This is a genomic window from Amycolatopsis sp. lyj-109 (genome assembly GCF_046548995.1).
GTDB lineage: Bacteria > Actinomycetota > Actinomycetes > Mycobacteriales > Pseudonocardiaceae > Amycolatopsis.
The window spans coordinates 122,809-144,327 of sequence record NZ_JAJPWR010000016.1; the positions used below are offsets into that span (position 1 = coordinate 122,809).

Genomic DNA, 21,519 nt, shown 5'->3' on the forward strand with positions numbered 1-21,519 from the left:
GACGCCGGCACCCGGGCGGCGGTGGAATCGGGACATGACCGAGCTGACCGACCCCGCCGTGCGCGTCTCCGGCGCCCGGGAGATCGCCCCCGACCTGCTGGTGATCCCGAACGACCAGGTCGACCTGGTGCCCAACATCGGTGTCGTCGGCGGCACCGAGGCCGTCCTGGTCGTCGACACGGGCATCGGCACCGAAAACGCGGCGCAGGTCCTCGCCTTCGCGCGGGAAGTGGCGAAGGGCCGGCGCCTGTACCTGACCACGACGCACTTCCACCCCGAGCACGCGTTCGGCGCGCAGGCCTTCGCCGGCGAGGCCACCTACCTGGTCAACCGCGACCAGGCCGAGGACCTCGCCACCCGCGGCCCGGGTTACCTGGAGATGTTCCGGGGGCTCGGCGAGACCGTCGCCCGTCGCCTCGACGGCGTCCACCTGCCCACGCCGGACGAGGTCTACGACGGCTCCCGGGACCTCGACCTCGGCGGCCGGACCGTCCGGCTGCGGCCGATGGGCCGGGGCCACACCGCCGGCGACCAGGTCGTCGAGGTCCCGGACGCCGGCGTCCTGTTCACCGGCGACCTGGCCGAGACCGGGCAGTTCGCGATCTTCCCGTGGTTCCCGCCGCACGACACGGACGTCTCGGGCGTCGGCTGGCTCGCGGTCCTGGACCGGCTGGTTTCGACCGGGCCGCGGGTGGTCGTCCCCGGGCACGGCGCGGTCGGTGGCGGGTCGGTGCTCACCGACGTCCGCGACTACCTGCGCGAACTGCGCGACGAGACCTGGCGGCGCCGGGACTCCGCGATGGGCGTGGACGAGGTCACCGCCGAGGTCCGTGCGCTGCTCGTCGAGCGCCATCCGGAATGGGCCGGACGGGAGTGGATCGAGCCGGGCGTCGCGTGCCTGTGCGCGGAACACGGCTAACTGCCCTTTCGGTCGGCGCGAACGGCTCCCGCTGTTACGTAGGATGGGTGACCGGCGACTCAGGGTGCGATGGCAGCCGAGCGAAGGAGCCCGTCGTGGTGGGTGTGGAAGTCGTGATCGGAGCGCTCATCGCCTGGGCGGTGGCGAAGGCCCGGCGGGCCGGAAAGGCGCTCGACGGGATCGCGGACGACGTCGTCGACGCGGGTGCAGCGAAGGTCCGGGACGTCGTGCTGACGAAGCTCGGCGGCGACCCCTCTGTGCAGAAGCTGGCGGCGGAGGTGGCCGAGACAGGCAAGGTGAGCGAGCGGACCCGGACGCGGCTGGAGCTGGCCTTGGAGGACGCCATCGACGACGACGCGCAATTCGCCGACGCACTGAAGAACGCGCTGGCCGAAGTACACCCGCAAGGCGGAGTGGTGGCTTCGCACGGCGGGACCGCCGTGTCGGGCACGGCCGAAGCCCACGGCCACGGGATCGCCGTCGGTGCGGTCGGCCATGACGTGCACTTCGGGCAGCCGCGGGACCCTCAGGCGCCGGACGGGACGTAGAGCCACCCGCGTCCGGCTACATCCCGGCTCTCGCCCCGTTCCGGACCGGCGACGGACTCGCCGCGGGGAATGTCTCCGCGCGCACGAACGGGGACGGACCGGCCTTCGGCAGCGTGGCCGGGAACGTCACCCTCAACCTCGGCGCTCCGGGCACCGCGCCGGGACCCGCAGGCGTGGTGGAAATCCTCCACCCCCGGCGTGCCGGCGGGCTGTTCGTGGGCCGGGTCCGGGAAGTCGAACGGCTCCTGCGGCTGCTGGCTCCGGAGGAGGAGACGGCCGGTGCCGTCGTGGTGTCGGCGGTGTCGGGCATGGGCGGAATCGGCAAGACCGCCCTGGCCGTCCACACCGCGGTGCTCGCCGCTGGACGGCGCTGGTACGAGGGCGGGGTGCTGCTGGTGCACCTCCGCGGCTACGACCCCGAGGCCGCCCCGGTCCAGGCCGCCCAGGCTTACGCGTCGCTGCTGCTGGCGCTGAAGCTGCCCACCGAGCAACTGCCGGGTACCGTCGACCGGCTGGCCTTCGTCTACCACCAGTTCCTCGACCACCTGGCCGACCAGGGAAAACGCGTCCTGCTGGTGTTGGACAACGTCGCCGAAGCCGGGCAGGTGAAAGATCTGCTCCCCCGCCACCGCCTCCACCGCGCCTTGGTGACCACCCGTGACGTCCTCGACCTGCCGGCCGCGCGGCGCGTCCCACTCGACGTGCTCAGCCCGGCCGAGGCCGCCGACCTGCTGACCCGCACGCTGCTGGACGCCGACCCGGCGGACACCCGGCCGGTCCGGGAACCGGACGTCGTCGGGCGCCTAGTCCGGCTGTGCGGGTTGCTGCCGCTCGCGATCGAGATCGCGGCGGCGATCCTGGCCGACGAACCCGGCAGCAGCATCGCCGGTCTCGCCGAGCAGTTCGCCGACGCGAACGCCCGGCTGTCCGGGCTGCGGCGCGCCAGCCCGAAGGTCACGTCCGTCATCGACGTCTCCTACCGGCGCCTCGCCGGCCGTGAACCCGCCGCTGCCGGACTGCTGCCCCTGCTCACTGTCAACCCGGGACCGGACCTGGCCACCGAGGCGGCCGCGGCTCTCGCCGGCGCCGAACCCGCGGAGACCGCGACGCTGCTGCGGATACTGCGTGCCGCGTCGCTACTCCAGTACACCGCGGCCGACCGATACCGGCTCCACGACCTGGTCGCCCTCTACGCACGACGTCACCTGTCCGACGGCATCGCGGACGCGGCGATCGACCGGCTCGTGGACCACTACACCGAAGTCACCAAGGACGGTGACAAGCATCTGCACGCTCTGGACGGCCAGCGCCTCCCCGACCGGTTCACCGGCCGGGACCAGGCACTGGCGTGGTTCGACGCCGAGCGGGCGAACATCACCGCGCTGGTCGCCGTCACCCACCACACCCGCCGGTACGAGGAGACCTGCGCACTCGCCTCGAGCGTCGCCGAGTATCTGCGCTGGCGCCGTCACCTCACCGACTGGATCACCGTCGCCGAGCACGCCGCCGCGGCCGCGACCGCACTCGGCGCCCCGCAGCGGATCGCGGCGGTCCTGAACCGCTTGGGTTTCGCGCTGTGCGCGGTGCGGCGGTTCGACGAGGCCATCGCCGCCCACAAAGAGGCGCGCGAAATCTTCCGCAGGTTCGGCGACGGCCACGGCGAAGCCATGGCGGGCAACGGCCTCGGTCTCGCCCTGAGCGAAGCACATCGGTTCGGTGAAGCCATCACGGCCCACGAAGAGGCCCGCGACATCTTCCGCAGGTTCGACGATCGCCACGGCGAGGCCGTGGCCTGGAACAACCTCGGGCTCGCCCGGCGCGAACTGGGGCAGTTCCCCGAAGCGATCACCGCACACCAGCGGGCTCGTGACATCCACCGAAGGTTCAACGATCCCCGGGGCGAAGCCATCGCGTGCAACGGCCTCGGCCTGGCGCTGCGCCTGGTGGGGAAGGCGGACGAGGCCGTCACGGCACACGAGCAGGCCCGCGGCATCTTCGGCCGGCTCGGTGATCGCTACCGCGAAGCTCTGGCGTTGAACGATCTCGGCCTCGCACTCGGCGCGGCGGGTCGGTTCGGCGAAGCCGCCGCAGCCCACCGGCAGGCTCGCGGCATCTTCCGGCAGTTCGGTGACCGGCCCGGCGAAGCAACGGCGTCCGGCGACCTGGGATCCGCTCTGCGGGCAGCGGGGAAGTTCGAGGAGGCGGTCGTCATCCACCGGGAGGACATCGAGTCCTGCCGCGAGACCGGTGACCGCCAGGGCGAAGGCGGGGCGTGGAACCGGCTCGGGCTGGCCGAGAGCGCCTTGGGGAACTTCGAGGAAGCTATTTCGGCCCACCGGCAGGCTCGCGAGATTTTCCGGGAGATCGGCGACCACTACGGCGAAGGCGCCGCGTGGAACAACCTCGGCATCGCCCTGCGCGTGCTGCAGAGGTTCGATGAAGCAATCGCCGCGCACGAGGAGGATCTTCGGATCTTCCGCGACTTTGATGCCCGCTACGGCGAAGGCACGGCCTGGAACAACCTCGGGATCGTGCTTTCTCGCGCCGGGCGGTTCGCCGAGGCGATCGACGCCCACCGGACAGCCGCCGGCCGCTGCCGTGAGGACGGCGACCAGCGAGGCACTGCCGAGGCACTGCTCAAGCTCGGGGACGCCATGAGCCGGACCGGAGACGAGGACGGCGCGGTCCGGGCGTGGGCCGAAGCCGCCGAGGTGTTCGCCGAATCCGGCGACGCGGAATTCGCCGCTGAGGTACGAAGCCGGTTGCCGGGCAACGCGGGTGACGGCGGCACGCCTTGATCGCGGTCACGCCCCAGCGAGCCATTCGGCGATCGCGCGGGAAACTGCGCCACCGGCTCGCTCGTCGTAACCCTCGAAACACGGCATCGAATTGGCCTCCAGGAAGAACCACTGCCCGGTCGCGCGCTCGATCTTGAAGTCGACGCCCAGCAACGGCACCCGGCAGTGCCCGGTCAGCCGCGCGCACCCTTCGGCGATTTCCGGGGGCACGACCAGCGTGCGGTAGTCGTTGACCCCGCGGACGGTCCGGTAGTCGAGCACCGGCGAGTCGATCAGCTCTCCGAACGACTGGTCGCCCACGACGTGGATCCGAACGTCCGGCCCGACGATCCGCTCCTGGAACAGCACCGGCAGGTGGACCAGCCGCGGCAGCCGGGATTCGTGGTGCGGCTCGAAGACCGTGGCCCAGGTCTTCGTAGCGCTGGCGCCCTTGAAAATTGCGCCGGCGCGGCAGCCCCGGACGAACTCCAGTGCCTCCTCCGGGTCCGTGGTGAGGCACGTCGCCGGGATCTGCCAGCCGCCGACTTCGCCGAGGGTGACCGCGTGCAGCAGCTTCGTGAACCCGGAAGCTTCGCGCAAGGGCGGGTTCATCACCTTGAGCGGGACGAACTCCAGGATCCGCGCCAGCGCCTCGGTCTGCCCGGCGGAGGCCGCGGCCAGTTCGGGGGTGGGCGCTGCGGACGCGACCTCCACGAGCCGGCACCAGATGGCGGCGAAGTCCCCGACACGATGGCTTTCGCCGTCCAGCGACAGCACGGTGTCGGCCGGACTGTCCAAGGGGATCCGGATCTTCCCGCGCATCGCCAGTGACGGCAGGTCCACCGGCCGGAACGGGATCCCGGCCCGGCGCAGCGCCCGCAGCCCCGCGGTGAAGGTCGGGTCGGCGGCAACGCCGAGGCAGAGGATCACGGGGTGAGCTCCCTCAGCAGCGCGGTGTAGACCTCGTCCTCCAGCTGCGGGAACAAGTCGTGACTGGGCCAGCACGAGACGTCGGTCAACCGGGAGACTTCGGCCCCGAGTTCCACGGTGAAATCGGCGAACCCCATGCCCCGGCGGCGGAGCCAGCCGACGATCGGCGCCACCCGGTTCGCGGTCTCCCTGCCGACCTCTCCTCCGGCCGCACCCACCTCGAAGACGCCGGCTCCGGCTACGACGAACCGGTGCGAGCGCGCCGGGTCCCGGTCGGCGATCTGCACGACGTCGAACCGGCTGCGCGGCACCTCGGGCGCCACCACCGTCCACTCGGGAATCCGATAGACGTCCTTCCCCGGCGCCGAACCGTCGTTGAGGATCACCGTGCGCGGCGGCTCGACGAGCCCGGTCCCGGCCGGTTCCAGCGGGTCGATGCGCGCGAAGAACCCGCGCTCCGACGGCCGGTTGACCACCGGCCCCGGCCACAGCGCGACGGCCGACCAAAAGGCCGCGTAGGTTTCGGCGGCGGTGAAGCTGCGATCCGGGTCCGTCTCCGCACCCCAGGCGTCGACTCCGCGGTTGAGGACTCCGCTCACCTCGGTGCCGTCGAGCGTCAGCCGCGTACGGCACACTCGCCCGCGCGTCGCGCGCACCGAGACGCCGACCCGGCCGAACCTGGCCGCCACCACCGCCGGAACTCCTCGCCGGACGGCGAAACCGGCGAACCGGGCGGCCGTCTCGTCGGTGTCCGGAGCGATGACCAGGAGCGTCACCGCCGGGTCGATTCCCAGACCTCGAGCGCGGCCGCCACCTGCCACGCCGTTCTCGCCAGTTCCTCGACCACGGCGGGCCGCGCTTCGGCCGGGATGAAGGGCCGCGTCTCGCCGCAACGATCGCGGGGCGGAGCCGGGGCCGTTCCGGCGCCGGCGTCAGCAGGTCCCGGGGAACCGTCCGGCATACCGCTCCATCATTTCGCTGGTCTCGGTCGACTCGGTGGTTTCCGTGCTTTCGGAACGCTCGGTGGTCTCGCTGCCTTCGGTGCCTTCCTTGCCCTCGGAGCGCTCGGTGCTTTCGGAACTCTCGGTACTCTCGGACCCCTCGGACCCGATCCGCGAAACCTCGGGGATTCCCGTCCGGGAAGCCGAAGTGACGGCGAGGTAGCTCGCCACCCGGTTCCGGATTTCGAGCGGAAAATCCGTGAAGAAAACGTCTTCGCCCATCCCTGCCCTCCGGGGCCGGCGCCCTTCGGCACTGGCGATTTCATGGAACACCGCGCCGTTTTGGCTGTCAACGCCGTCCCGTGCGATGCACCTGCTTGGGGCAGCGCCGCGCCCAGGGCGTTTCCCGGAAACCGTGTCTTTTTCACCGGGTATGGACCGCGGGCAATTCCGGCTCACCGCTTACGCTCGGACGCCGAGCACCGCCATCGCCGCGTTGTGGCCGGGGATGCCGCTGACTCCACCTCCTCTCGCGGCACCCGCGCCGCACAACAGGATGCGTTCGTGGGCGGTCTCGACGCCCCAGCGGCCGGCCTGGGCCGGATCCTCGGCAAACGGCCACGACAGGTCCCGGTGGAAGATGTGCCCCGCCGGAAGGCCCAGCTCGGCTTCCAGGTCCAGCGGGGTCTTCGCCTCCACACAAGGCCTGCCGTCCGGCGCGGTCAGCAGGCAGTCCTCGATCGGCTCGGCCAGCACGCTGTTCAGCGAAGCCAGCGTCGCGCGCAACGCCTCTCCGCGCGCCTCTTCGTTGCGCCCCTCGAACAGGCGGGCCGGCATGTGCAGGCCGAACAGGGTGAGAGTGTGCGTGCCTGCCGCGCGTTCGGCCGGGCCGAGTATCGACGGATCCGTCAACGAGTGGCAATAGATTTCGCAGGGCGGCAGCGAGGGGATCCTCCCCGCCGCCGCCTCGCGGTACGCCGCCTCCAGCTGGGTGAAGGTCTCGTTGACGTGGAAGGTGCCACCGAACGCCTCGGCCGGGTCGACGTCCGGGTCACGCAGCCTCGGCAACCGCGTGAGCACCATGTTCACCTTCAGCTGTGCGCCTTCCGGGCGTTCCGCCGGTTGCTCGCCCAACAGCCGGGCGAGCGTCGCCGGCGCGACGTTCGCCAGGACGTGCCCGCCCCGGACGACGAGCTCGGCGTCGTCATGCCGATAACGCACCTCGCCGTCCGGGTCGACCGAGAGCACCTCCGCACCGGTCACCAGGCGCGCGCCCGCCGCGACGGCCACCGCCGCGAGCGAACGGGTGACCGCGCCCATGCCGCCGACCGGGACGTCCCAGTCGCCGGTGCCGTTGCCGATCACGTGGTAGAGCAGGCACCGGTTCTGCCGCAGGTCCTCGCCGTCCGCCGGGGCGAACGTGCCGATCAGCGCGTCGGTGAGCACCACGCCGCGCACCGTGTCGTGGCCGAACCACGACGTGAGCGCTTCGCCGATCGGCCGCTCGAACAGCAGGGACCACGCCTCGGCGTCACCGAGGCGGGCGCGGAAGTCCACTTCGGACAGCAGTGGCTCGGTGAGCGTTCCGAACGCGCGCCCGGCGACGCGCCCGGTCAGCTCGTAGAACCGCTGCCAGGCCGAGAAGTCCGAAGTGGACCCGGTGATCTCCCGGAACGACGACGCCGTCCGGACGGCGTCGTCGTTGTCGACAAGGAGACCCGAGCCGCCCGACGGGGTGTAGGACGACATCCGGCGCCGCCTCAGCTCCACGTCGAGGCCGAGGTCGGCCACGATTTTCTTCGGCAGCAGGCTGACCAGGTACGAGTAGCGCGACAACCGGACGTCCACGCCCTCGAACGCGCGGAACGAGACGGCGGCGCCACCGGTCTCATCCCGTCGCTCGAGCACGAGCACCGACCGGCCCGCCCGCGCCAGGTAACCAGCCGCCACCAGGCCGTTGTGCCCGCCGCCGACGATCACCACGTCGTACCTGTCCATCTGCCGTCCTTTCCGTTCGGCCTGCCCGTTCATCGTGACCACGGCGCCGGGGCGAATTCAAGGAAACGTCACGAATGGACCGTTCGCGCTATTCGGTTGCGCGGCCGCGGCCGGGTCCGGCAAGCTGGGCGCAGCCGGCAGGGAGCCGGTGGTGTGAGAACGGGAGGTGCCTGTCGTGATGACTGTCCGGGCCCTTTCGCGCCCTCACCCACCCGCCCCCCGGCGCTGACCACGCGCGCCCGGTGGGGCATCCCTGATCTAGGAGAAACCCACCAGTGCGCCAGCACGACTTCGAAGATTTCGACCTGTTCGACGACCAGCCTGCCCGCCACCGGAAGAGCCCGCGGCGTGCACGGTCCGACGAACCCGAACCCACCCGCAGCGGGCGGCTGACCGAGGCCGAACGCGTCCGGCTCGCGAAACTGCGCGACGACGCCTACACCGAAAACCAGCTGCCCGACGGCGCCGACCGCTGGTCCACCTGGGACGACGCCGAGCACGGCCCGCTCCCCCGGCCGGACTGGGTCGTCACCGAGCTCGCCGCGGTGGACACCGACCTCGGCGTCCTCAAAACCGGCAAGGAAGCCGACGTCCACCTCCTGCGGCGCGGGCTGCCCGGCACGCCGGGCGTGCTGCTCGCCGCGAAGCGCTACCGCAGTGACGAGCACAAGCTGTTCCACCGCGACGCGGGCTACCTCGAAGGACGGCGGATGCGCCGGTCCCGCGAGATGCGGGCGATGACGCAGCGCAGTGCGTTCGGCCGCAACCTCATCGCCGAACAGTGGGCGGTCGCGGAGTTCGCCGCGCTGAGTCGCCTGTGGACGCTCGGCGCGCCGGTGCCCTACCCGGTGCAGCGCGAGGGGACGGAACTGCTGCTCGAGTTCCTCGGCGAGGAGGACGGCACCGCCGCGCCCCGGCTGGCCCAGGTCCGCCCGGACGCCGGCGAGCTGACGGACCTGTGGTTCCAGGCCACCGCGGCGCTCGAACTGCTCGCCTCCCAGGGGCTCGCGCACGGCGACCTCTCGGCGTACAACCTGCTGGTGCACCGGGGCAGGCTGATGGTGATCGACCTGCCCCAGGTCGTGGACGTCGTGGCCAACCCCGCCGGCGTCGAATTCCTGGCGCGGGACGTGCGCAACCTGGCCGGCTGGTTCCACGGCCGCGGCCTCGGCGAGCACGTCACGAACACCGGAGAACTGCTGGCCGAGCTCGTTTCCGCGGCCGGTTTGGGGTGATTCCGGGGCGGCGTCGCGGCTGTGGCCTGGACCACGACTGCGACGCCGCCCACAACCGGTGACCTCGATGAGTAGTCCGAGCCCCGGTTCGGGTACAGTAAGTGCAGACCGCAACCGGCGGCGTGGATGAGTTGGTGTCCGTCGCCTCCAGAGCCACCGAATGGCTCGCGGTGATCCGTAACCCAAGCGGCGCGCAGTGTCGGCAAGCGATGACACGGTGTGCCGGGTCCGTCCCTGTGAACGCCCATCGCACACCATCTTGCCCTGCCTGCGCGCGGGCTGCCCGGGCCTCCCTTGCGACGAACCACGTCCGAGAGGCATTTGTGACCGTCACGTTCAACTCCGGCCCTTCCTCGACGTCCGCTCACGCGGGCCGTCCCGACCGCAAGCCGCGCACCCGCCCGGCCGGTGGGGACATGCTGCGCGACGACGCGGTCGAGCTGGTGGCCACCAAGACCTTCGCCGAGCTGGGCCTGCCGGAGCCGCTGCTCCGCGCGCTCAGCGAAGCGGGCATCAACAGCCCGTTCCCGATCCAGTCCGCGACCATCCCGGACGCCCTGGCCGGCCGCGACGTGCTGGGCCGCGCCCAGACCGGTTCCGGCAAGACCCTCGCCTTCGGCCTGGCCATGCTGGCCCGGCTCGCCGACGGCAAGGCCCGTCCGAAGCGCCCCCGCGCGCTGATCCTCGTCCCGACCCGCGAGCTGGCCATGCAGGTCGCCGACTCGCTGACCCCGCTGGCCAAGTCGCTCGGCCTGTGGTGCCGCACGGCCGTCGGCGGCATGGCCTTCGCCCGCCAGGCGGACGCGCTCTCCCGCGGCGTCGACCTGCTGATCGCCACGCCGGGCCGGCTGTCGGACCACGTCCGCCAGGGCACCGCGCACCTGGGCGACTGCAACTTCATCGCCCTCGACGAGGCCGACCAGATGGCGGACATGGGCTTCATGCCGCAGGTCCGCGAGATCATGGACCTCACCCCGCCGGGTGGCCAGCGGCTGCTGTTCTCCGCGACCCTCGACGGTGACGTCAACCGCCTGGTCCGGCAGTACCTGAGCGACCCGGTCACGCACTCGGTCGCGCCGTCGACCGCGAGCGTGACGACCATGGACCACCACGTGCTCCAGGTCTCGCACCAGGACAAGCAGGACGTCATCACCCAGATCGGCGCCCGCGACGGCCGCACGATCATGTTCGTGCGCACCAAGCACCACGTCGACCGCCTCGCCGAGCGGCTGCGCGAGCAGGGCGTCAACGCGGCGGCGCTGCACGGTGGCAAGACGCAGGGGCAGCGCAACCGCGTCCTCGCCGACTTCAAGGAAGGCCACACCCCGGTGCTGGTCGCCACGGACGTCGCCGCGCGCGGCATCCACGTCGACGACATCTCGCTGGTGCTGCACGTCGACCCGGCGGCCGACCACAAGGACTACCTGCACCGCGCGGGCCGCACGGCGCGCGCCGGGGCGTCCGGCGTCGTCGTCACGGTGGTCACCAACGACCAGCGCCGGATGGTCCGCCGGCTGACCGACCGCGCCGGCGTGCGCGCCGAGTCGACCACGGTCCGCCCGGGCGACGCCGAGCTGTCCCGCATCACCGGCGCCAAGGAGCCCAGCGGCGAGCCGGTCGTCGAGCGGCGGCGCGAGAGCCCGCGTCGTGGCGGCGGTGGCGGTTTCCGCGGCGACCGCGGCGGCTACAGCCGTGGCGGCGAGCGCAGCCACACCGGCGGCGACCGTGATCGTGGCGGCGAGCGCGGCGGCGACCGTGGTGGTTACCGCGGCGGCGACCGTGAAGGCCGTCCCGGCGGCTTCGGCGGCCGCAGCCGTCAGCCCCGCTCGGGCAGCGGTGGTGGCGGTGGCTACGGCCGCCCGAGCCGTGGCCCGCGTCGCGGCTACGACAGCTGATCGTCTCTCTTCGGAAGCCCCGGACCTCGCGGTCCGGGGCTTCCGGCGTTTCCAGGCCCGCTTGGCGGAGCTTCGAGGTTCGGATGGGAGACTGCGGGACGTGACTACGCCGCCGACGCTCCCGCCCGAAGAGGTTTTCGACTGGCTCGACGTCGAAGCGGAGAAGCGGGCGAGCGCGGGACTGGTGCGGCAGCTGCGACCGCGTCCCGCCAAGGCCGATGAACTGGACCTGGCGGGCAACGACTACCTCGGACTGGCCCGTGACAAGCGCGTCGCCGGGGCCTCCGCGGCCGCCGCGCTGCGCTGGGGTGCCGGGTCGACCGGGTCCCGGCTGGTCACCGGATCGACCGAGCTGCACACCGAGCTGGAGCTGGAGCTCGCCCGGTTCTGCGGCGCGCAGGCGGCGCTCGTGTTCTCCTCCGGCTTCGCGGCGAACCTCGGCGCGGTGACGACGCTGTCCGGGTCCGAGTCCGCGATCGTCACCGACAAGTACATCCACGCGTCCCTGATCGAGGGCTGCCGGCTGTCGCGGGCCGACGTCGCCGCGGTCGCACACTCGACGCCGTCGGCGATCAAGCACGCGCTCGCCACCCGGCGCAAGCCGCGGGCGCTGGTGGTGACGGACTCGGTGTTCTCGGTCGACGGCGACCTCGCGCCGCTCGGCGAGCTGGCCGGAATCTGCCGTGCGCACGGCGCGGCGCTGCTGGTGGACGACGCGCACGGCTTCGGCGTCCTGGGCGAAGGCGGCCGAGGCGCGGTTCACGCGGCCGGGCTGTCGAGCGCTCCCGACGTCGTCACGACGTTGACGCTGTCGAAGTCCCTCGGCGCGCAAGGCGGCGCGGTGGTGGGGCCGCGCCGGGTGATCAAGCACCTGATCGACACGGCACGCAGCTTCATCTTCGACACCGCGTTGGCGCCCGCGAGCGCCGCGGCCGCGCTGGCGGCGTTGCACGCGTTGAAGGAGGAGCCGGGGCTGGCGGGGAAGGTGCTCGAGAACGCGGGCAATCTGGCGATGTCGCTGAAGGCGGCCGGGTTGACGGCGAGTACGCCGGACGCCGCCGTGATTTCGGTTCAGGCGCCGTCCGCGGAGACGGCGGTGGCGTGGGCCGCGGCGTGTGCGGAGCAGGGCATCCGCGTCGGGTGCTTCCGGCCGCCGTCGGTGCCGGACGGGATCTCGCGGCTGCGGCTGACCGCGCGGGCCGACCTCACGGAGTCCGATGTGGACCGTGCGGTGAAGGTGATCACCGCGACGGCACCGCGGGGCGCGCTCGCCTGAGCCGTACCGGAAGGGTCGACACGCGTGATTGCCAAGTCGACACGCGTGATTCCGGAGTCGACACGGGGTGCCTGCCGTGTCGACCCTTCAATCACGCGAGTCGACGCTTCAATCACGCGAGTTGACCCGCTGATCACGGGCGGCGGCGCATGGTGATGTGGGGGATTCCGTCGTCGTCGGTGTACTCCGGGCCTTCCGCGACGAAGCCGTAGCGGGCGTAGAAGCCTTGGACGTAGGTCTGGGCGTCGAGGACGTACTCGGCCGGGGTGGTCAGGGCCGCGTCCATCAGGCGGGCCGCCAGGCCGGTGCCGCGGGCGGGCGCCGCCGTCACGACGCGGCCGATACGGCGGATGCCGCCCGGGTCGAGCAGGACCCGCAGGTACGCCAGGACCGCGCCCTCGCCCTCGAACCACAGGTGGCGGGTGTCCGGGAGCAGGTCACGGCCGTCGAGCTCCGGGTACGCGGCCTTCTGCTCCACGACGAACACGTCGACGCGCAGGCGGAGGATGTCGTGCAACTGGGCGGCGGTGAGCTCGGGACCGGACGCGTCGTGCAGGGTCGGCATACCCCTGCTTAGCACGCTCAGCCGAGCAGGCGGGGCCTGGCCTGAGCCTCGACGTCGTTGGCGTACGTCGAGACGCGCGTGTAGACGCCCGGCCTGTTCGCCTTCGCGCAGCCGTCGCCGAAGGAGACGATGCCGATCAGCGTGTCGCCGACCACGAGCGGGCCGCCGGAGTCGCCCTGGCAGGCGTCGACGCCACCCTCGGCGTAGCCCGCGCACACCATGGTCCGCTGGTCGTAGACGGTGTAGTCGGCGCGGCATTCGCTGTCCGAGACCACCGGCACCTGGGCACTGCGCAGGTAGTCGGAGCGGGAGCCGCCGTCGGCGATGCGGCCCCAGCCGAGCACGGTCGCCTGGGTGCCTTTGGCGTACAGCCCCGCGTCGCCGCTGTCGGGCAGCTTCGCGGGCCGGTAGCCGAGCTGGCCGCGGACGGTCAGCACCGCGATGTCCGCACCCTGCGTCGGGTCGGTGTAGCCCGGGGAGACCCAGACCTTCGAGACGCCGAGGACCTGGCCGTCGCCGGTGCGCTTGTCCTCGCGGCCGGCCACCACCCGGATGTCCTGCTTCGCCACCGCCTTCGCGCAGTGCGCCGCCGTCGCCACCGACGTCGAGCTGACGATCACCGCGCCGCAGAACTGGTTGCCGCCCGCGTCGGTCAGGTACACCGCGTACGGGTGGTCGGACAGGGAAGCCTTGTCGCCGCCCACGATCCGCGGCTGGTTGGCCGAAGCCGGGTCCGCCGCCGCCGTGCCCACCACGATCGGGACGGCGACCGCGACGACCGCGAGGAGCGCGCCGCTCGCGAACAGCAGGGATCGGCGGGACTTCACGGACATGGGTCTTCCCCTTTTCGACGCAGCACGGAGCTAAGCACTCGGCACCCGGACAACTCCGGTGCGTGAACGACGTGCGCTCAATACCCTAAGCCGAGGGAGCCCAAAACGGTGTCACTGGAACGGGTGGTCTCCGCCCTCCGGCCCCTTCTGTCAAGCTGATCGGATGTGGCGGAGGGCGGCGGCGTGGGCAGCACTGGCCCTCGCCCTGAGCGCGTGCTCGCCGGAAGCACCACCTCCTGCACCGAGCACGACGACAAGCAGGACAAGCACAGCGAGCGCGGCGAGCACCGGGGCCGCACCGGTGACGACGCCGAGCGCGCCCGCCGTCACCTGGCAGGTGGGTGCCCGGCCGCTCCCCCGCCGTCCTGACGGCTTCGGCGAGATCGAGCCGACGCCACCCGAACTGGTGAACCGGGCACTTCCGACAAAAGACCTCCTGCCGCCCCCGGCGGGGGACGCGTACGCGTCGACGATCAGCGCCGTGCCCGTCGACGTCCTCGCGCGCAGCACGTGGCAGCCCGCCTGCCCCGTCAAGGCGGGCGACCTCCGCTACCTGACGATGTCCTTCCGGGGCTTCGACGGCCGCGCGCACACCGGTGAAATGCTGGTGAACGCCACCGCCGCGGCGGGCATCACGAAGGTCTTCGGGCAGCTCTTCGCCGCGCGCTTCCCGCTGGAAGAGATGCGCGTGACCGGCCCGGCCGAGCTCACCGCGCCGCCGACCGGGGACGGCAACTCGACCAGCGCGTTCGTCTGCCGCCCGGCCCGCGGGCAGACGACCTGGTCGGCGCACGCCTACGGGCTCGCCGTGGACGTCAACCCGTTCTGCAACCCCTACACCCAGGGCGACCTCGTGCTGCCCGAGTTGGCCTCGGCGTACGTCGACCGCGCGCGCAAGCGGCCCGGGATGGTGCTGGCCGGCGACGCGACCGTGCGCGCGTTCGCGGCGATCGGGTGGAGCTGGGGCGGGAACTGGCGCAGCCCGACCGACCGGATGCACTTCACCGCGACCGGCCACTGACCACGTAATACGACGTTGAGCACAACCGGGAACACCCGCCTCGGGAGCGAGGTTGGCTAGGGTGAAACGACCGGAACCGGACCCCGCGGAGGATGCAGTGCCCCACTACGACCTGGTGATCGTCGGGACGGGATCGGGGAACTCCATCCTCGGCCCGGACTTCGCCGGCAAGAAGACGGCGATCGTCGAGAAGGGCACCTTCGGCGGCACCTGCCTCAACGTGGGCTGCATCCCGACGAAGATGTTCGTGTACGCCGCCGACGTCGCGTACACGCCTTCGCACAGCGCCAAGTACGGCGTCGACGAAGAGCTGAAGGGCGTGCGCTGGCGCGACATCCGCGACCGCGTCTTCGGCCGGATCGACCCGATCGCCGAGGGCGGCGCGGAATACCGGCGTCACCACGAGGACAACGCGAACGTCGACGTTTACGAGGGCACCGGCCGCTTCACCGGGCACAAGGAACTGCGGGTCAGCTTCGACGGCGGGCGCCCCGACGAGGTGCTGACCGCCGACAAGTTCGTGCTCGCCGCGGGCGGACGTCCGGTCGTCCCGGAGATCCCGGGCCTGGACGGCGTCGGCTACCACACCTCCGACACCGTGATGCGGCTCGACGAGCTGCCCGAGCGGATCGTCATCCTGGGCGGCGGGTACATCGCGGCCGAGTTCGCGCACGTCTTCGCCTCCTTCGGCGTGCAGGTCACGCTGGTCAACCGCTCCGGGCGGCTGCTGCGCTCGGAGGACGAGGACGTCAGCGCGCGCTTCACCGAGCTGGCCGCCGAGCGGTTCGACGTCCGCCTCGACCGCAAGACCGTGCGGGCGCGCAAGACGGAGAGCGGCATCGCGCTGGACCTCGAGGGACCGCAGGGCGCCGAAACCGTCGAGGGTGACGTGCTGCTGATCGCCACCGGCCGGAAGCCGAACTCCGACCTCCTGGACGTCGCCGCCACCGGGGTGACCACAATGGACAGTGGGCACGTGGTGGTCGACGACTACCAGGAGACCGCGGTCGAGGGCATCTACGCCCTCGGTGACCTGTCGTCGCCGCACGAGCTCAAGCACGTCGCGAACCACGAGTCCCGCGTGGTGCAGCACAACCTCCTGCACCCGGACGAGCGGATCACCGCCGACCACCGGTTCGTGCCGCACGCGGTCTTCACGCACCCGCAGGTGGCCTCGGTCGGGCTGACCGAGCGGAAGGCCCGCGACCTCGGCGTGTCCTATGTGGTCTCGAAGCAGGACTACGCCGGGATCGCCTACGGCTGGGCGATGGAGGACACCACGGGCTTCGCGAAGCTCCTGGCCGACCCGGCGACCGGGCAGCTGCTCGGCGCGCACATCATCGGCCCGCAGGCGTCCTCGGTGATCCAGCCGCTCATCCAGGCCATGAGTTTCGGCCTCGACGCGCGGAGCATGGCCCGCGGGCAGTACTGGATCCACCCGGCGATGCCGGAGCTGATCGAGAACGCGCTGCTCAACCTGCCCCTGGACTGACTTTTCAGAGGGTGAGGGACCAGGTGTCGAGGGTGCCGGTGTCGCCGGGGCCGTAGTCGGTGACGCGCAGCTGCCAGCGGCCGCCGGCCGGGGCGGACGCCGGGACCGTGAACGTCCGGGGGCCGTTCCACGCCGTGCACGCGCCGCCGCCGCTGTACTTGAGCGGGTAGCCGCGGCCGTTGGGGTCCAGCAGCGTGATGCCGAGGTCTTCGGCGCACGTGTGCCGGATCGTCACCGCGACCGTCAGCGGGGTCGCCGCCTGCCCGGTCAGGCCGGACGTGACCGGGCTGAACACCTGCTGGTAGTCGCGGATCGCGTAGTCCGTGTCGTTGGTCAAGGTCCGGTCGCCCGGCGTCGGGCCGCCGCCGGTCACCAGGGTGAGCTGCCACTTGGTCAGCGCTTCGGCCACCGGCTGGAAGAGCGACAGGTCACCGTCGGGCGGGTTCTGGACGCACTGCGACGGGCCGCCGTCGTGCAGGCCGGTGGCCTTGTCGCCGAGCAGCCAGCCGCCGCCGGAGTCGCCGCCGAGGGAGCACGCCGTCGTCCAGGTCAGGTCGTCGATGACCAGGCCGCCGCCGTAGTCGGCGGACTTGTGCGTGTACTTCACCTCGCCGCACTGCCAGTGCGAGGTGTTACCGGAGTGGCAGACGCGGTCGCCGACCATCGCCTCGGCCACGCCGGACAGCGTGATCGCCGGCTGGCCCCAGGTGTTCACCGACGCCGAGAGGGTCCAGCCCGGCTCCGTCACCGCGACGACGCCCATGTCGCCTTCGCGGGCGTTGACGCTGTGCGTGCCGCCGGCGTTCGACGTGCCGATCCGGTTCTGCTGCCCCGAAGCGCCGTACGCGGCCTGGTCGCGGTCGTTCGTGCAGTGACCCGCGGTCAGAAAGTGCTTCGCGCCCGCGGAATCCGTCACCGGGAAGCCGACCGAGCAGTTGCTCTCACTGCCCGGCCACCACGGGCTGCCGGTCTGGATCGTGCCCGACTGCTGCCGCGGCGACGTCGCGGTCTCGGTGATCCGCACACCCAGCTCCCGCACGCGCGAAAGGAAGCTTTCGGTCGCGGCGGTCTTCTTCGTCCGATCGACGTCCACGCCGACGTCGTTGGCGCGGACGTCGACGCCCCAGCCGTACACACCGGGGACGCCCGGGCCGACCAGGGCACGGACGGCCGAGGCGGTGCGGTCGAGATCGGCCCGGCTCCGGGCCACGACCTGGGCCGCCGCCCCCGCGGCGCGGGCCTGATCGGCGGCTTCGGAGGTCGTGACCGCGACGGTCAACCGACCGGCGGCGGCGTCGAACCACTGCCCCGCGGCCTGCGCGCGGACCGACGCGGGCAGGGCCGCGGCCAGCCGGTGGGCCCGGTCCTGGGCGGCGAGCTGGGCCCGAGCCTCGTCCGCCGGCAGCCCGAACGCCGCGGCGACGCCCGCCACCTCGGCGTCCGGGTGGTCCGGCGCCGCTTCGGCGGGCGCGAAGCCCAGTCCCAGCGCGGCCAGCGCGGCCGTGCCCACGGCGGAAACGAATCTGCGCATCGGGTCTCCTCGGATCGGTGAGTGGAATGCGCAGACGGTAAACCGCCGGAAAGCCGGTACTGCAGATCCGCAAGTCTTTAACAGTTAACTGGCCAGTCCCATTCGAACCCGTAGCGGCCGGGGCCGAAGTTCAGCGCAACGCCGTGCACCGCACCGGCTTCCGGGACGACATCGGCGTTTTCACCGGGCTCCGCGAACCGGCGGCACACCGCCGGAACCGCCTCCGGGGAGAACCGGATTTCGAGTACGTATTCGCGGACCGGGAGCCGGAACTTGCGTTCGTAGTTCGTCGCGACGGGGTGTGGCGCGCGATTCACCAGCGTGTGTTCGGTGAGTACCGTTTCGCCGCGCAGGAGCGGCCTGCCGAAGAGCAGCTCGACGACGAGGAGGCCGTCTTCGGGCCTAAGCACGCTGCGGCCCGCGTGGCAGCCGCGCAGCGAACGCAGCTCCGGCAGCGGCCGGTCGTGCTCGTCGAGGTGCAGGATCACCACCCACCGGTCCGGGCCGTCGGCCTCGGCCCGCAGCACCTGCCGCGACCGGATCTCCAGTTCCTCGCGGCCGGGGCCGACGAGGACGACGTCGTGCTGGCTGAGCCGGGTCAGCCGCTCGTCCCACCGGGTGTCCACATCGGATACCGCGGCGTCGATACCCGGCGCGTCCGGCCAGAACCGGCCGATTTCCGCGGGAGCGGACCGGCGGGCCCGCGGCGGGCCGAGCAGCGCGACCAGCGAGCCCGCCGGCACCTCGAGGACGGCTTCGAGCTGCCGCAGCCCGCGCACCGACTCCCGCCGTTCGGGACGGCTGCGGCCGGACTGCCAGTAACTCAGCGTCGCCGTCGTGACCGAGACGCCGCGGGTGCGCAGGTGCTCGCGGAGCCGGTCGAGGCTCAGCCCGCGGGCACGGATGGCCGCGCGCAGGGCCACGTCGAACGGGCCCTCGCGCAGCAACGCCCCGAGGTCCGGGGACGGCACGGCCACCCGGTGATCTTAAGCCGCCGGAACCCGGCGAACGGCCTTAACAGTTAAGAATCAGACGAAGCGGTGGCGGCCGGCGAGGGCGCCGAAGGCCAGCTGGACACCGAGCAGGCCGAGCAGCATGGCCAGCGGCACGGTCCAGCCGCCCGCGAGGTCGTGCAGCAGGCCGAACAGGAACGGCCCGAGCGCGGCGAACAGGTAGCCGAAGCCCTGCGCCATCCCGGACAGCCGGGCGGTGTCGGCGCCGGTCCGCGCGCGCAGCGCGATCACGGTCAGGGCCAGCGAGAACGTGCTCATCCCGAGCCCGACGAGGATGCTCCAGAGCAGCGGCGACCACGACGGCGCGAGCATCAGCCCGATGGTCCCGGCGACGCCGAACACGCTCAGCCCGACGATCCACGGGCTCTGGCCGCGCTGCCGGGCCGCCATCGGCGCCACGACGAGGCTGATCGGCACGGCGATCAGCGAAACCAGGCCGAACAGCAGCCCGGCGTCGTCGCGCGGCACGCCGGCGTCCATCAGCACCTGCGGGAACCAGCCCATCGCCGCGTAGGCGTAGAAGGCCTGCAGGCCGAAGAAGGCGGTGACGATCCAGGCCAGCCGGTTGCGCAGCAGCGAGCGGCCGCCCTCGGCGCCTTCGGCGGGCCGCGGTGCCCAGCCGGTACCGCGGGCTGCGAAGATCCAGGCCAGCAGTGCGACGACGGCCAGCGCCGCCCAGCCGCCCAGCGCCGGGCGCCAGCCGCCGAGGGCATCGCCGAGCCGCGGGGTCACCGCCGACCCGAGGGCGCCGCCACCCTGCAGCGCGGCGGTGTAGACACCGGTCACCACGCCGATCCGAGCCGGGAAGGAGCCCTTGATGACGACCGGGATGAGCACGTTGATCAGGGCGATCCCGGCGGTGGCCACGAGCGTGCCGCCGAGCACCACGGCGGGCCCGTCGAGCACGCGCAGCACGAGCCCGGCGGCGAGCGCGGCCAGCGCGACCGCGATGGCGGCGCCGATCCCGGCCCGGCGCGCGAGCAGCGGCGCGGCCAGCCCGGCGCCGGCGAAGCAGAGCGTCGGCAACGTCGTGAGCAGGCCGGCCCAGACGACGGAAGTGCCCAGGTCCTGGCGCATTTCGGCGAGCATCGGCCCGACGCCGGTGATCGCCGGGCGCAGGTTGAGGGCGGTGAGCACCACCGCGACCACGAGCAGCGTCCCGGCGGCGACCACGCCGGGCGTCCGGATCTCGACGGCGCCGTCCAGTTCGGGTTCACGGTGTTCGACGGGCATGCCCGCTACTATTGCATACGTAGGATGATTGGATGAAGGGATAATCCTGTGCCTCTGGCCACCACGCGCCGAGCAGGCCTCGTCGACCAGGTCATCGAGCAGCTGCGGACCGCGGTCACGCAGGGCGAATGGCCGATCGGCGAACGCATCCCGACCGAGGCCGAGCTCGTCGAGCAGCTCGGCGTCGGGCGCAACACCGTCCGCGAAGCCGTGCGCGCACTCGCACACACGGGACTACTGGAGGTCCGGCAGGGCGACGGCACCTACGTGCGCGCCACGAGCGAGGTGTCCGGCGCGATCCGCCGGCTCTGCGGCTCCGAACTGCGCGAAGTCCTGCAGGTCCGGCGGACTCTGGAGGTCGAAGGCGCGCGGCTCGCGGCCGTCGAGCGGACCGAGGAAGAGGTCGCCGAGCTGCGCGCCCTGCTCGCCCGCCGCGAGGTCGCGCTGCGCGAGGGCCACTGGCAGGACTTCGCCCGCACGGACGCGGAATTCCACTGCGCCGTGGTCGGCGCCGGGCACAACCGGCTGCTGACCGAGCTCTACCGGGGGTTGACGGAAGTCATCGCGGCCAGCATCGCGACGACGTCCAGGATCACGCCGGGCGTGGACCACGCGCCGGAAATCGGCCACGAAGGCCTCGCCCAGGCCATCGCCGACCGCGACCCGGACCGCGCCGCCGCCGAGGCCTGCGGGTTCCTCGACGAGCTCCTGGAGCGCATCGAACGCGCCTGACCTGCAGATTCCTCCATCTCCAACCCCTAAGGGTGCCATTTCAGGGTTGTCGTGGCACCACCGTGGTGCCATATTTGTGCCATGGACCTGACGCCCTTCGTGGACAGCCTCCGCCGCGAGTTCGCGGTAGCCGCCGAGGCGGCCGGCGAGGACGCTGTCGCACTGGCCGAGCGGCTGGCCTCCCCGCTGGAGTCCGCCATCCGGCTCACCTTGCTCGACGCCTTGTCGGCCGCGGCCGACGAGATCACCCGCGACCTCGCTCCCGGCTCCGTCGAAGTACGCCTTCGCCGTCGCGAAGCGGAGTTCGCGGTTTCCGTGCCCACGGAACCCGAACCGGCTCCGGCGGAGGCCCCGCCGCCGCCCGAGGCCGACGACGGCGCTGTCTCGCGGATCAACCTGCGGCTCCCCGACCAGCTGAAGCAGCGGGTCGAGGAGGCCGCGAGCCGCGACCGGCTCTCCATCAACGCCTGGCTCGTCCGGGCCGCGAACAACGCACTCGGCGCGGACGCGAGCCGGACCACGCACCGCCGGTCCGTCCACGGCGAGAAGTACACCGGCTGGGTTCGCTGACCCGCCTGCC

The 21,519-nt window shown here is 72.1% G+C and carries 19 protein-coding genes; 10 read left to right on the forward strand and 9 right to left on the reverse strand.

The window, feature by feature from the left end; genetic code table 11:
* Positions 1-34 precede the first annotated feature (34 nt).
* The 3 genes from ACLJQF_RS31910 (at position 35) to ACLJQF_RS31920 (ending at position 4,265) form a co-directional block, all read left to right on the forward strand.
* Positions 35-919: an MBL fold metallo-hydrolase gene (locus ACLJQF_RS31910; protein ID WP_410614037.1), complete on the forward strand. Its 885-nt coding sequence runs from the start codon at positions 35-37 to the stop codon at positions 917-919.
* Between the two features lie 95 nt (positions 920-1,014).
* Positions 1,015-1,467, forward strand: a complete 453-nt coding sequence (locus ACLJQF_RS31915) for a hypothetical protein (RefSeq protein ID WP_410614038.1) — start codon at positions 1,015-1,017, stop codon at positions 1,465-1,467.
* A gap of 113 nt (positions 1,468-1,580) precedes the next feature.
* Positions 1,581-4,265, forward strand: a complete 2,685-nt coding sequence (locus tag ACLJQF_RS31920; RefSeq protein WP_410614039.1) for a tetratricopeptide repeat protein — start codon at positions 1,581-1,583, stop codon at positions 4,263-4,265.
* Positions 4,266-4,271: 6 nt separating this feature from the next.
* Here ACLJQF_RS31920 and ACLJQF_RS31925 read toward each other — a convergent pair whose 3' ends face one another.
* The 4 genes from ACLJQF_RS31925 to ACLJQF_RS31940 all read right to left on the reverse strand — a co-directional run bounded on the left by ACLJQF_RS31925 (position 4,272) and on the right by ACLJQF_RS31940 (position 8,113).
* Positions 4,272-5,174: a RimK family alpha-L-glutamate ligase gene (locus ACLJQF_RS31925; protein ID WP_410614040.1), complete on the reverse strand. Its 903-nt coding sequence runs from the start codon at positions 5,172-5,174 to the stop codon at positions 4,272-4,274.
* Positions 5,171-5,950: a hypothetical protein gene (locus tag ACLJQF_RS31930; RefSeq protein WP_410614041.1), complete on the reverse strand. Its 780-nt coding sequence runs from the start codon at positions 5,948-5,950 to the stop codon at positions 5,171-5,173. The genes ACLJQF_RS31925 and ACLJQF_RS31930 overlap by 4 nt, the downstream gene beginning before the upstream one ends.
* Positions 5,951-6,106: 156 nt before the next feature.
* The gene (locus ACLJQF_RS31935; RefSeq protein ID WP_410614042.1) at positions 6,107-6,397 is read right to left on the reverse strand and encodes a hypothetical protein; all 291 of its coding nucleotides are present in this window, start codon (positions 6,395-6,397) and stop codon (positions 6,107-6,109) included.
* A gap of 180 nt (positions 6,398-6,577) precedes the next feature.
* The gene (locus ACLJQF_RS31940; protein WP_410614043.1) at positions 6,578-8,113 is read right to left on the reverse strand and encodes a phytoene desaturase family protein; all 1,536 of its coding nucleotides are present in this window, start codon (positions 8,111-8,113) and stop codon (positions 6,578-6,580) included.
* A gap of 275 nt (positions 8,114-8,388) precedes the next feature.
* Here ACLJQF_RS31940 and ACLJQF_RS31945 point away from each other — a divergent pair, with 275 nt between their 5' ends.
* From ACLJQF_RS31945 to ACLJQF_RS31955, 3 genes are all read left to right on the forward strand, one after another.
* Entirely contained in the window at positions 8,389-9,348 is a 960-nt protein-coding gene (locus ACLJQF_RS31945; protein ID WP_410614044.1) for an RIO1 family regulatory kinase/ATPase, read from the forward strand.
* A 323-nt stretch (positions 9,349-9,671) separates the two neighbouring features.
* On the forward strand, positions 9,672-11,243 hold the full coding sequence (locus ACLJQF_RS31950; RefSeq protein WP_410614045.1) for a DEAD/DEAH box helicase: 1,572 nt from the start codon (positions 9,672-9,674) through the stop codon (positions 11,241-11,243).
* Between the two features lie 100 nt (positions 11,244-11,343).
* Positions 11,344-12,519: an 8-amino-7-oxononanoate synthase gene (locus tag ACLJQF_RS31955; protein WP_410614046.1), complete on the forward strand. Its 1,176-nt coding sequence runs from the start codon at positions 11,344-11,346 to the stop codon at positions 12,517-12,519.
* Positions 12,520-12,652: 133 nt separating this feature from the next.
* On the opposite strand, the gene ACLJQF_RS31960 is transcribed toward ACLJQF_RS31955, so the two are convergent.
* The gene (locus ACLJQF_RS31960; RefSeq protein WP_410614047.1) at positions 12,653-13,084 is read right to left on the reverse strand and encodes a GNAT family N-acetyltransferase; all 432 of its coding nucleotides are present in this window, start codon (positions 13,082-13,084) and stop codon (positions 12,653-12,655) included.
* Between the two features lie 17 nt (positions 13,085-13,101).
* The gene (locus ACLJQF_RS31965) at positions 13,102-13,917 is read right to left on the reverse strand and encodes a S1 family peptidase (RefSeq protein WP_410614048.1); all 816 of its coding nucleotides are present in this window, start codon (positions 13,915-13,917) and stop codon (positions 13,102-13,104) included.
* A 163-nt stretch (positions 13,918-14,080) separates the two neighbouring features.
* Between ACLJQF_RS31965 and ACLJQF_RS31970 the strand changes: the two genes are divergently transcribed.
* Positions 14,081-14,938 carry a M15 family metallopeptidase gene (locus tag ACLJQF_RS31970; RefSeq protein ID WP_410614049.1) on the forward strand — a complete coding sequence of 286 codons (858 nt, stop codon included), beginning with the start codon at positions 14,081-14,083 and terminating at the stop codon, positions 14,936-14,938.
* Between the two features lie 97 nt (positions 14,939-15,035).
* A complete protein-coding gene (locus ACLJQF_RS31975) occupies positions 15,036-16,430 on the forward strand; it encodes a mycothione reductase (protein WP_410614050.1) in 1,395 nt (464 codons plus the stop codon).
* 4 nt (positions 16,431-16,434) lie between these two features.
* Here the strand turns inward: ACLJQF_RS31975 and ACLJQF_RS31980 are convergent, their stop codons facing one another.
* The 3 genes from ACLJQF_RS31980 to ACLJQF_RS31990 form a co-directional block, all read right to left on the reverse strand.
* Positions 16,435-17,961: a proprotein convertase P-domain-containing protein gene (locus tag ACLJQF_RS31980; RefSeq protein ID WP_410614051.1), complete on the reverse strand. Its 1,527-nt coding sequence runs from the start codon at positions 17,959-17,961 to the stop codon at positions 16,435-16,437.
* Positions 17,962-18,038: 77 nt separating this feature from the next.
* Positions 18,039-18,938: a helix-turn-helix domain-containing protein gene (locus ACLJQF_RS31985; protein WP_410614052.1), complete on the reverse strand. Its 900-nt coding sequence runs from the start codon at positions 18,936-18,938 to the stop codon at positions 18,039-18,041.
* Between the two features lie 51 nt (positions 18,939-18,989).
* The gene (locus tag ACLJQF_RS31990) at positions 18,990-20,207 is read right to left on the reverse strand and encodes a CynX/NimT family MFS transporter (RefSeq protein WP_410614053.1); all 1,218 of its coding nucleotides are present in this window, start codon (positions 20,205-20,207) and stop codon (positions 18,990-18,992) included.
* Positions 20,208-20,255: 48 nt separating this feature from the next.
* On the opposite strand from ACLJQF_RS31990, the gene ACLJQF_RS31995 reads away from it, so the two are divergent.
* Positions 20,256-20,939, forward strand: coding sequence for a FadR/GntR family transcriptional regulator (locus ACLJQF_RS31995; protein WP_410614054.1), 684 nt, complete (start codon positions 20,256-20,258; stop codon positions 20,937-20,939).
* A gap of 81 nt (positions 20,940-21,020) precedes the next feature.
* Entirely contained in the window at positions 21,021-21,509 is a 489-nt protein-coding gene (locus ACLJQF_RS32000; RefSeq protein WP_410614055.1) for a hypothetical protein, read from the forward strand.
* Positions 21,510-21,519 lie beyond the last annotated feature (10 nt).

Bases quoted from the DNA above. Each gene is read 5' to 3' on its own strand.
- ACLJQF_RS31910 (WP_410614037.1), top strand. From the start codon at position 35: ATGACCGAGCTGACCGACCCCGCCGTGCGCGTCTCCGGCGCCCGGGAG.
- ACLJQF_RS31935 (WP_410614042.1), bottom strand. From the start codon at position 6,397: ATGGGCGAAGACGTTTTCTTCACGGATTTTCCGCTCGAAATCCGGAAC.
- ACLJQF_RS31940 (WP_410614043.1), bottom strand. From the start codon at position 8,113: ATGGACAGGTACGACGTGGTGATCGTCGGCGGCGGGCACAACGGCCTG.
- ACLJQF_RS31960 (WP_410614047.1), bottom strand. From the start codon at position 13,084: ATGCCGACCCTGCACGACGCGTCCGGTCCCGAGCTCACCGCCGCCCAG.
- ACLJQF_RS31965 (WP_410614048.1), bottom strand. From the start codon at position 13,917: ATGTCCGTGAAGTCCCGCCGATCCCTGCTGTTCGCGAGCGGCGCGCTC.
- ACLJQF_RS31970 (WP_410614049.1), top strand. From the start codon at position 14,081: ATGTGGCGGAGGGCGGCGGCGTGGGCAGCACTGGCCCTCGCCCTGAGC.
- ACLJQF_RS31980 (WP_410614051.1), bottom strand. From the start codon at position 17,961: ATGCGCAGATTCGTTTCCGCCGTGGGCACGGCCGCGCTGGCCGCGCTG.
- ACLJQF_RS31990 (WP_410614053.1), bottom strand. From the start codon at position 20,207: ATGCCCGTCGAACACCGTGAACCCGAACTGGACGGCGCCGTCGAGATC.
- ACLJQF_RS32000 (WP_410614055.1), top strand. From the start codon at position 21,021: ATGGACCTGACGCCCTTCGTGGACAGCCTCCGCCGCGAGTTCGCGGTA.